Origin of the sequence: Rheinheimera sp., from assembly GCF_020217005.1 — a bacterium.
Classification (GTDB): Bacteria; Pseudomonadota; Gammaproteobacteria; order Enterobacterales; family Alteromonadaceae; genus Pararheinheimera.
Window position 1 is genome coordinate 1 of record NZ_JAIWOI010000327.1, and the last position, 10,000, is coordinate 10,000.

10 protein-coding genes are annotated in these 10,000 nt (G+C 46.5%); 7 read left to right on the plus strand and 3 right to left on the minus strand.

The features are described from left to right. Together LDL40_RS15950 and LDL40_RS15955 are read left to right on the plus strand one after the other, a co-directional pair. Positions 1-824 (plus strand): DUF885 family protein (locus tag LDL40_RS15950; RefSeq protein WP_300996440.1); only part of this gene is annotated, 824 nt, incomplete at its 5' end. 120 nt (positions 825-944) lie between these two features. Next, on the plus strand, positions 945-1,445 hold the full coding sequence (locus tag LDL40_RS15955) for a hypothetical protein (protein ID WP_300996441.1): 501 nt from the start codon (positions 945-947) through the stop codon (positions 1,443-1,445). A 19-nt stretch (positions 1,446-1,464) separates the two neighbouring features. On the opposite strand, the gene LDL40_RS15960 is transcribed toward LDL40_RS15955, so the two are convergent. Together LDL40_RS15960 and LDL40_RS15965 are read right to left on the minus strand one after the other, a co-directional pair. Next, complete coding sequence (locus LDL40_RS15960; protein ID WP_300996442.1) at positions 1,465-1,695, minus strand: hypothetical protein; 231 nt, start codon at positions 1,693-1,695, stop codon at positions 1,465-1,467. After that, positions 1,692-2,168, minus strand: coding sequence for an EVE domain-containing protein (locus tag LDL40_RS15965; protein WP_300996443.1), 477 nt, complete (start codon positions 2,166-2,168; stop codon positions 1,692-1,694). Before LDL40_RS15965 ends, LDL40_RS15960 begins: the two co-directional genes overlap by 4 nt. A gap of 152 nt (positions 2,169-2,320) precedes the next feature. On the opposite strand from LDL40_RS15965, the gene LDL40_RS15970 reads away from it, so the two are divergent. Together LDL40_RS15970 and tesB are read left to right on the plus strand one after the other, a co-directional pair. Then, on the plus strand, positions 2,321-2,623 hold the full coding sequence (locus LDL40_RS15970) for a hypothetical protein (protein ID WP_300996444.1): 303 nt from the start codon (positions 2,321-2,323) through the stop codon (positions 2,621-2,623). A 96-nt stretch (positions 2,624-2,719) separates the two neighbouring features. Continuing rightward, complete coding sequence (tesB, locus tag LDL40_RS15975; protein ID WP_300996445.1) at positions 2,720-3,589, plus strand: acyl-CoA thioesterase II; 870 nt, start codon at positions 2,720-2,722, stop codon at positions 3,587-3,589. A gap of 69 nt (positions 3,590-3,658) precedes the next feature. Here tesB and plsB read toward each other — a convergent pair whose 3' ends face one another. After that, entirely contained in the window at positions 3,659-6,097 is a 2,439-nt protein-coding gene (plsB, locus tag LDL40_RS15980) for a glycerol-3-phosphate 1-O-acyltransferase PlsB (protein ID WP_300996446.1), read from the minus strand. Positions 6,098-6,219: 122 nt separating this feature from the next. Here plsB and lexA point away from each other — a divergent pair, with 122 nt between their 5' ends. The 3 genes from lexA to ctaD all read left to right on the plus strand — a co-directional run bounded on the left by lexA (position 6,220) and on the right by ctaD (position 9,860). Next, positions 6,220-6,849: a transcriptional repressor LexA gene (gene lexA / locus LDL40_RS15985; RefSeq protein ID WP_300996447.1), complete on the plus strand. Its 630-nt coding sequence runs from the start codon at positions 6,220-6,222 to the stop codon at positions 6,847-6,849. Between the two features lie 272 nt (positions 6,850-7,121). After that, on the plus strand, positions 7,122-8,255 hold the full coding sequence (gene coxB / locus LDL40_RS15990) for a cytochrome c oxidase subunit II (protein ID WP_300996448.1): 1,134 nt from the start codon (positions 7,122-7,124) through the stop codon (positions 8,253-8,255). A 9-nt stretch (positions 8,256-8,264) separates the two neighbouring features. Then, entirely contained in the window at positions 8,265-9,860 is a 1,596-nt protein-coding gene (gene ctaD, locus LDL40_RS15995; protein ID WP_300996449.1) for a cytochrome c oxidase subunit I, read from the plus strand. The last annotated feature ends 140 nt before the right edge of the window (positions 9,861-10,000 follow it).

Genomic DNA, 10,000 nt, shown 5'->3' on the forward strand with positions numbered 1-10,000 from the left:
GAAATTTCGCTGAATTTATACATTTCCTGCGCACAGATCCGCGTTTTTATGCAAAAACTCCGACAGACTTACTAAAAGAAGCCTCTTTTATCGCTAAACAAATAGACGCCCAATTGCCGAAATATTTTAACACCTTGCCCAGAACACCTTATGGTGTTGCGCCAGTCCCTGCAGAAATAGCTCCAAAGTACACTACAGGTCGGTACGCAGGTACCAACAGAGACGACAGAGCGGGTTTTTATTGGGTCAATACCTATGCGCTGGATCGTCGCCCATTGTATGAGATGGAAGCTCTGACCTTGCATGAAGCTGTACCTGGCCATCATTTGCAAATTTCTTTAGCGAGAGAGCAGTCGGCATTACCGGAATATCGCCGCAATTTTTATACCTCTGCATTTGGCGAAGGCTGGGGCCTGTATTCAGAGTATCTTGGCATCGAAATGGGCTTTTATCAGGATCCATACAGCGATTTTGGCCGTCTAACCTATGAGATGTGGCGGGCTGCCCGTTTGGTGGTAGATACAGGTATGCATACTATGGGCTGGAGTCGTCAGCAGGCGATAGATTTTCTGGCCAGCAACACAGCCTTATCCATGCACAACGTCACAACAGAAATTGATCGTTATATCAGTTGGCCTGCTCAGGCTTTATCGTACAAGCTCGGTGAACTGACGATAAAACGGTTACGTAAACAGGCTGAACAGGAGTTAGGCAATCAGTTTGATCTGCGGGAATTTCACGAGGTGGTATTAAGCAATGGCAGTGTCCCTTTGTCGGTGCTGGAGCAGCAAGTTGGCCGTTACATTCAATTGAAAAAATCCTAGTAAAGTGTTCTTAGTCAACTACAGAATTTTGTTGTGATTCTGTCATAGGATTCTGTTGCTGGCTCTGCTAAAGTGCCGCTGTTTTGGGCGGCGCATGGCGCTAAAAGGAGATGAGTTTAGATGTGGATGTTGTTGTTACTGCTTGCGGTCGCTCCTATAGTGTTTTTAGCCTTGAAACTGGACCAGCTGGGCAAGATGCAAAACAGGTTGAAGGTGCAATTGCATTTCGCTGAACAGCAGTCAGTGCAACTTGAGCATCTGGCCTTTTGGTTAGCTGAAGAGCAAAGCCAGCAATTGTTGGTCAAGGTGCATCAGGCTGGGCGGGCCCATACTAAAGCGCCTGTCTGGTACCTGCACACTGAACTTTTGTGTAAAGCTATTCCGGTTTTATGTAAAGAGCAGGCCAACCATAATACGTTACCTCGTCAGGCTGTTGCCAAATTTTTGAAACAGCAGAATCAGCTCAGTTTTAATGAAATGGAAAACTTTATCCGTCACCATCCGGTGCTCACGGAGTTTTGGCAAAGTAATACTTTGACCTCTTATCTGAAACTCTGTCAGCGGGCGGTCGAGATGTTACAGGACTATCAGCCGGCGCATTCGGACCGTCTGGCAGGCTAAGTCGTGTCGGACGCGTCGCTTAATCACGCAGGAAAACTTTAGGCGCAGTATTAATCTGACCATCCTCATCAATACTGGCCATCTTCAGGCCAGCTTTTAATACTGCCACCTTTTGTTGTTCCTGTTGTCTGACAAAAGACAACTCATAGCCAAAACGTTGTAGCTCAGAGACTGAGAACTTTTGCGCCATACTAAGCATTTCCCAGAAGTAATTTAAATCCCGGGCTTCGCGCCGTCTTTCCTGCTTCATTGAGCCCCCTTGTCTTTACTCATTGTTATTATATGCTGCCATTCTGCTGAGCTAACCGGCATAACAGACAACCTGTTGCCTTTTTTCACCAGTGGTAATTGCTCTAGCTTAGTTGACTGCTTGAGTTTGTCGAGTGACAAGAGTTGAGGAAATTTTTCGACAAAACGCAGGTTTACAGCGACCCACGGGGCTTTAGTTCCGGTTGATTTGGCATCAAAATAAGGACTCTGGGAATTAAACTGACTCGGATCCGCGTAGCTGCTTTGCACCACTTCAGCTATACCGGCTATTCCTATGTCTTTGCAACTGGAGTGATAAATAAATACCAGGTCTCCGGTTTTGACCTGATCCCGCAGAAAATTACGGGCCTGATAATTTCTGACACCTTCCCAAACAATGGCTTCAGTGGGTGCTTTGGCAAAATCCTCAATGCTGCATTCTTCAGGTTCAGTTTTAAAAAGCCAATACTGCATTCAATTCGACCTCGTTGGATTGGTAACATAAAGTTACATACTTTCACTTCTTATTTCAAAATGGCACATTTACTATAAGCTCCGTTCGTTGAATTTAGTTTTTATGAATAGTAATGTACAAGCGGTACAATATTTAAACAAGGAGCAGGAACGTGAATAAAACCTTACTAGTGGCAGCTATCGCCACGGCATTAACACTGAGCGCTTGTGCCAGTGCACCAAAGCAGGATGTTGTGAAAAAAGAAGGCACAACTATTGAAGCTAAACAGGCTCAGGTCGCCAAAGTAAACTCTGAGGGTAAGGTTTGTGAACATAGCCGTGCTACTGGCTCTATGTTAAAAAACAAACGTTGCCGCACCAAAGCGCAAATTGAAGCTGAACGTGAAGAAGCAAGAAACACCATGAATACTATTCATTCAAGTGTAACTGGTTTAGGCGAAATGCATCGTCAATAATCCCCAAAATGAAGTGCTGGTCTTTTGACAAGCACTTTGCCTCAACCGCAAAGTTGCGTCACAATGCTCTCTTGTTTGTATGAACCGGAGGGAGTTATGAGTCAGGTACTGTCCGACTTATTATCACTGTTAAAACTAGAGACGATAGAACAAGGTTTATATCGGGGTCAAAGTCAGGACCTTGGTTTTAAAGCTGTGTTTGGTGGTCAGGTCATGGGACAGGCATTATCCGCTTCAAAAGAGACGGTGGAAGCGGACCGCAAGGTGCATTCTTTCCATTCCTATTTTTTACGCCCTGGTGATGCAAGCAAACCCATAGTCTACGAAGTAGAAAACATTCGAGATGGTAAAAGTTTCAGCACCAGAAGGGTCAGTGCCATTCAGTTTGGTAAGCCTATTTTTTATATGACAGCTTCTTTTCAGGCAGAAGAACAAGGTTTCGAGCATCAGGAGCTGATGCCCCGGGTTCCGGCTCCGGAAGAATTAGTGTCTGACTTAGAGTTTTATCGCGAGCATGCCCATTTAATACCTGAGTCGTTACGCAGTAAATTTATCTGTGAAAAACCCATAGAAATGCGGCCTGTGGCTTTTCATAACCCTTTTAACCCGCAGATAAGCCAAGCTAAACGTTATGTTTGGTTTAAAGCCAATGGTCTGATGCCAGATGATCTGAGGGTACATAAATATCTGCTGGCTTATGCGTCGGATTTTAACTTTCTGCCAACCGCCTTGCAGCCTCATGGTAAGTCTTTTATGGCGCCAAATATGCAAGTTGCGACCATCGATCATGCCATGTGGTTCCATCATGACTTCCGTTTTGATGACTGGTTGCTTTATGCAGTGGACAGCCCAAGCGCCTCAGGTGCCCGTGGCTTGGTGCGTGGTCAGTTTTTTAGCCGCGAAGGTGTATTGGTTGCTTCTACCATGCAGGAAGGGGTGATCCGCAGTTACGACAAGGCCCGATAACAGCTTTGTGCAACGATAAAAAAACCACCTTTGGGGTGGTTTTTTTATCGAACTGAGACGCCAATCTAATCAGCTTTTCTTTTTCACTATGCTAAGCACTGTTTGCAGTACATCAGCTCTTAATAAGCCATTGACGGTCTGCTGCAGTGGTAACAGTATAGCTGTCGCTTCCAACTCATTTTGCTCGTTGCTATGGCAATAACCTGCCTCACGTAGGGCATTAATTAAAGTCGCAAACAACTGTTTGTCGTGATATTCAGGTGAGCTGATACCATGCAAAGTACTTAAACGCTGTGCCAGTTCATGACTTTGTTGCTCTAAATCAGCGCGAGTCAGCGGACTGTGTAATTGCAGCAGATTTAGCACTACAGCGTAACGTTGCAACACGTCCTGAGCATTGAATGCTAAAAGCTCCAACATAAAATGGCCAGCTTGCTGTACTGGCACTGCCTGCAACTGCGGGCCTGCCGCTTCGATTAACTGCTGTTGTAGTAACTGTTCCAGTACCAGTTCTATATAGGCGTTGAAGTGTTCCAGCTGCAAAAACAGCTCGTGTTGTAACAAAGGCTGCAATAGCTGGCAAATATTCACCAACTGCACTTTAGTTAAAGCTGGATGCTGCAATAAAGCCGTCGCCAAAATAGCTGGCAACATAAATAAATGGCAGACGTTATTGCGGTAGTAACTTAACAAAATGGCATTTTCAGGCGTTAGCTGAATAATTTGGCCAAAGCTGTCTTGGGATACTTCCACTTTCTTCAGGCTAATCGCATGGTCAATCCACTGGCTGACGGAGCCTTCAGGCAGAGTCACACCGCTATGATAAGGCGCATAGTGTTGTAAGTTGCGGTAAAACTCCAGCTGGGTTGTAAGCTCCTGTCGTGTCAGTGAATGCTGACGTGTAGCCAGTAAACAAGTCGCGATCAGGTTGATGCTGTTCAGAGCCGCCGCCTGGTTAATGCGCTGCATGATTTGCGTCGCTAACGTGGCTACCGCTGGATTTAACCATGCAGGTTTTTGTGTGTCAGCCGTTTCTATCGACGCACGCCAGTCAGGAGCTTGTTGGTTTAAAAAAGCATTCAGCGAAATAGGCTGACCAAAATTTACGTACCCATAGCCGTAATCCCTTAGCTTACGTGCCGCACTGAACACTCCCCCGATAGACTCTTTTTTCTTACTCGAGCCTTTGAGTTCGGTCAGGTAGGTATTGACTTCCATCACGTGCTCATAACCCAGGTATACAGGGACCAGGCTGATAGGCCTGTCGATGCCACGCAGTACAGCTTGCACTGTCATCGCCAGCATACCGGTTTTAGGTTGTAGTAAACGACCAGTGCGGCTGCGACCACCTTCAGAGTAATATTTTACCGGGTAGCCTTTGCTGAACAGTTGGCTTAAGTATTCACGAAACACTGCAGAATACAGCTTTTCACCGCTGAAGCTGCGGCGGATAAAAAAAGCACCGCCCCGGCGGAAAAAATTACCTACTGGCCAGAAGTTCAGGTTAATACCTGCAGCGATATGAGGCGGAGCTAAGCCTTGATGGTAAATGACGTAGCTAAGTAACAGGTAATCCATGTGACTGCGATGGCAAGGGACATAAACAATCTCATGGCCTTTTTGCACTAAGTCAGTCAGCACCTGACCGTTCGTAATCTTTAAGCCTGAGTACAGCTTTTTCCATAGCCAACCGAGGAAACGATCACCCACTCTTAATGTAGATTCTCGATAATCTGCTGCTATTTCCTCCAACAGCTTCAGAGCTTCAGCGCGCGCTTCTCTGACGCTGATTTTTTTACTTTGCGCTTCTTCTTCAATAGCTCTTTTTAACGCATCTGACGCCAGTAGGGAGTTAAACAAAGCGGCTCTGTCCGGTAGTTTCGGACCAGTTGCCGCTAAACGTTGACGATAAAAATGGAAACGTGCCACCCGCAATAACTTGTGGGCTGTTTCTTCGTTCACTGTGGCATTTTCAATAATCTGCCGTACAGAGACGGCTTTACTGAAACGCACCAGGGTATGACGACCGGAAATTAACACAATAAACAGCTTGGCCAGCCAACTTGGCGATTCAGATTCGCCCAGCATAGACTTCACGCTGTCCTCTTTGCCCGGAGCCCGGCCCCAAAGCACTGAGACAGGGATAAGTTGCGCAGAGATATTGGAGTCCCGCTGATGTGCCTGTAATAACGCCAGGCCTTGCTGCATCGCATCAGTGGATGCTCTGCTGCCCCAAAGTACGCGAGGTTGCTCTAAAAAAATAGTACGGGATAAGGTGGCATTACCTAACTGCACCTGAGCCATAGGGTCAGGTAAGCCTAGCTTTTCGCAGACCCGGGCCAAAGTAGCCAGATCGCTGGATGACGCTGTTCTGGTGATATAAAACACCGGCTGTTTTGGCTCAAGTGCCAGATTTTCAGCTATAGGTTCAGGCACAATTTTACATCTGACCAAAGGTTTGAGTGGCCAGTACAGCACTTTGGCTAACCATGTCATTGGTTTTAACATATCAAATCCGTACTTATAAACAGCCGTTAGAATAGCATGGAAGGTCTTACCAGCAAAACGACTTGGCAGACCGCAAAAGGCTGTATATACTCACAGTATCCACTGTATAGGTATTCAGCATTATGCGTCCATTAACACCAAGACAAGCCGAAATTTTGCAACTGCTTAAAGATCATCAGGCCGCTTCAGGTATGCCGCCGACGCGGGCTGAAATAGCGACTCAGCTGGGGTTTAAGTCCGCCAATGCCGCTGAAGAGCATTTAAAAGCTCTGGCGAAAAAAGGTTTTATTGAAATGATGCCTGGTACGTCCCGGGGTATTCGTTTGGTTGAAGATGAAGCCGTCAATGATGTTGAAGAGGAAGAGCCAGGTTTACCATTGATTGGTAAAGTCGCTGCAGGCCAACCTATTTTGGCTGCAGAGCATATTCAACAGCGTTACCAGCTTGATGCCAGCTTGTTTAAACCTAATGCCGATTTTTTATTAAAAGTGCAGGGCATGAGTATGAAAGACATTGGAATTCTGGATGGCGATCTGCTGGCCGTGCATAAAACTACTGAAGCTAGGCAAGGTCAAATTGTGGTCGCTAGAGTGGAAGACGAAGTCACTGTAAAGCGTTTCCGTCGTGAAGGCCAAATGGTTTATCTGCATCCGGAAAATGGCGATTTTGATGTCATCAAAGTGGACCTCAGTCAACAGCATTTTGCCATTGAAGGCCTCGCCGTTGGCGTGATCCGCACTAGCAGCTGGTAAAAAAACCACCTGTCTCAATAGTTTGCTAAAATCTGAAGCACTGGTAAGACCTGTTGGTTTTATCGGTGCTTTTTCATTCTTCGGGTTTACTTCTGTCTGTTCCTTGACTAATTGTTAGATGCAACTGATAACAAAACAAACAAATCAGTGCACCGGTTTAAGTGAATTAAATCGGGACAATAATAAGAATGGCAGTTGCGGACCAAAGACGAAGTAGGGTGTGTGTCTTTTAATCTGCAATTTGCTTTGTGCAAAGACAGAGGAGAAGTCACGTGGCGAAAACCAGTTATCTGTGTTGGTCGCTGCTAACCTTTTTGCTTGCGTTTTCGACGCAGTCTGCAGAAATGCCTTTGAACATGACTCAAGGGGTTACAGAAATCAGTCAGCAGGTTTACCACCTGCATATGAAGATTTTTTACATTTGCTGTGCAATAGGGGTAGCGGTATTTGGGGTGATGTTTTGGTCCATCATCCACCATCGTAAATCGAAGGGCGTCGAGCCTGCCCAGTTTCATGAGAGCACCAAAGTAGAGCTACTTTGGACTGCTTTACCTGTTGTTATTCTTATTTTAATGGCGATACCCGCCACCCAAACCCTGATAGCGATGGAAGATACCTCCGAAGCTGATGTGACAGTGCTTATCACTGGCTCGCAGTGGAAATGGCACTATAAATACATGGACCACAAAGTAGAGTATTACTCTCTGCTGGCCACACCCCGCAAGCAAATCGATAACAAGCTGAAAAAGGGCGACAACTATCTGTTGGAAGTTGATAGGCCTTTGGTGATCCCAACTGGCAAAAAAGTACGCTTTTTAGTTACCTCAGATGACGTGATCCACTCTTGGTGGGTGCCGGCTTTTGCTGTGAAAAAAGACGCGAACCCGGGCTTTATCAATGAAGCCTGGACTAAAGTTGATCATCCTGGTGTTTACCGCGGTCAGTGCGCTGAACTTTGTGGTAAGGACCATGGTTTTATGCCGATAGTGGTGATAGCTAAAGATCAGGCCGATTTTGATCAGTGGATAGCTCAGGAAGCCGCGACTCAAGCTGCAGCCAAAGCCGAAGAACAAAAACTGCTGTCGATGAATATGAGCAAAGAAGAGCTAATGGCTTTAGGTGAAAAAACCTATATGGGCTACTGCGCTGCCTGCCATCAACCGACAGGCATGGGTATTCCTGGTGTTTTCCCCGCATTGAAAGGCAGCAAAATGGCATTGGAAGATTTACCTGGTCATATCGACATAGTGCTGAACGGTAAAACCGGCACTGCCATGCAGGCTTTTGCTAAACAGCTGAGTTTAAGTGAAATTGCAGCAGTGATTACCTATGAGCGTAATGCCTGGGATAACAATACAGGCGATCTGGTGCAAGCTGCCGATATCGCCAAAGCACAAAAACCATAGGGGGCGCAGATGAGTACTGTTACTACAGATCCACATGCTCATGCTGAGCACGAGCATCACCATGGGCCAGCGAAAGGCTTAAAACGCTGGCTTTATACCACCAACCACAAAGATATAGGCACTTTGTATCTGCTGTTTGCACTGACGATGTTTTTTATCGGCGGAGCTATGGCTATGGTGATCCGGGCCGAGTTATTTCAACCTGGTTTGCAGATAGTGCAACCCGACTTTTTCAACCAGATGACCACAGTACATGGCCTGATTATGGTGTTTGGTGCTGTGATGCCAGCCTTTACCGGTCTGGCCAACTGGCTGGTGCCTATGATGATAGGCGCACCAGACATGGCCTTGCCACGGATGAACAACTGGAGCTTCTGGATCTTACCTTTTGCCTTTAGCATCCTGCTGCTGTCTTTATTTATGGAAGGCGGTGGACCTGGTTTTGGCTGGACTTTTTACGCTCCACTATCCACCACCTACAGCAGCGACAGCACAGCACTTTTCGTGTTCTCTGTTCATATCATGGGTATTTCATCCATTATGGGCGCTATCAACGTGATAGTGACCATTATGAACCTGCGCGCTCCGGGCATGACCTATATGAAAATGCCTTTGTTTGTCTGGACCTGGTTTATTACGGCTTACCTGCTGATTGCTGTAATGCCTGTACTGGCCGGTGCTGTCACTATGGTGTTAACCGATAAGTATTTTGGTACCAGCTTCTTTGATGCCGCCGGTGGCGGTGACCCTGTGTTATTCCAGCATATTTTCTGGTTTTTTGGTCACCCTGAAGTCTACATCATGATTTTGCCAGCCTTTGGTATTGTCTCAAGCATAGTGCCTACTTTTGCCCGTAAACCGCTATTTGGTTATGCCTCTATGGTCTACGCCACATCCAGTATCGCGCTGCTGTCCTTTTTAGTCTGGGCGCACCATATGTTCACCACCGGCATGCCGGTGTTTGCAGAGCTGTTTTTTATGTATTGCACCATGCTAATCGCAGTGCCGACCGGGGTGAAAGTCTTTAACTGGGTGGCCACTATGTGGCGCGGGGCTATGACCTTTGAAGTGCCGATGATGTTTGCGCTGGCCTTTATTGTGCTCTTTACCATAGGGGGCTTCTCCGGCTTGATGCTGGCCATTACGCCTGCCGATTTCCAGTACCATGACACCTACTTTGTGGTTGCACATTTCCACTATGTGTTAGTCACAGGCGCTATCTTCTCCATTATGGCGGCTGCGTATTATTGGTTACCAAAGTGGACAGGTCATATGTACGACGAAACTCTGGGGCAATGGCATTTCTGGTGTTCGTTAATTTCAGTCAACGTGCTGTTTTTCCCTATGCATTTTGTCGGCTTAGCCGGTATGCCACGACGGATCCCGGACTATGCCCTGCAATTTGCTGACTTTAATGCGCTGATCAGCATTGGTGGTTTTGCCTTTGGTTTATCTCAGCTGTTGTTTGTCTGGCTGGTGGTGAAATGCATTAAAGGCGGTGAAAAAGCCACAGCTCAGGTATGGGAAGGCGCTGAGGGCCTGGAATGGACTATCCCTTCGCCAGCACCTTATCACAGCTTTACTACACCACCTGAAATCAAGTAGGGGGCGTTATGGCACTGAAGCATCAACCTATAGTGGTTAAATTATGTCTGCTGACGGCAGCCATGTTTGGTTTTGGTTATGCCTTAGTGCCTTTGTACGACGTATTTTGTGATTTAACAGGCCTGAACGGTAAAACCTCC

Bases quoted from the DNA above. Each gene is read 5' to 3' on its own strand.
- LDL40_RS15965 (WP_300996443.1), bottom strand. From the start codon at position 2,168: ATGCAGTATTGGCTTTTTAAAACTGAACCTGAAGAATGCAGCATTGAG.
- ctaD (WP_300996449.1), top strand. From the start codon at position 8,265: ATGAGTACTGTTACTACAGATCCACATGCTCATGCTGAGCACGAGCAT.
- LDL40_RS15960 (WP_300996442.1), bottom strand. From the start codon at position 1,695: ATGAAGCAGGAAAGACGGCGCGAAGCCCGGGATTTAAATTACTTCTGG.
- plsB (WP_300996446.1), bottom strand. From the start codon at position 6,097: ATGTTAAAACCAATGACATGGTTAGCCAAAGTGCTGTACTGGCCACTC.
- LDL40_RS15955 (WP_300996441.1), top strand. From the start codon at position 945: ATGTGGATGTTGTTGTTACTGCTTGCGGTCGCTCCTATAGTGTTTTTA.
- tesB (WP_300996445.1), top strand. From the start codon at position 2,720: ATGAGTCAGGTACTGTCCGACTTATTATCACTGTTAAAACTAGAGACG.
- lexA (WP_300996447.1), top strand. From the start codon at position 6,220: ATGCGTCCATTAACACCAAGACAAGCCGAAATTTTGCAACTGCTTAAA.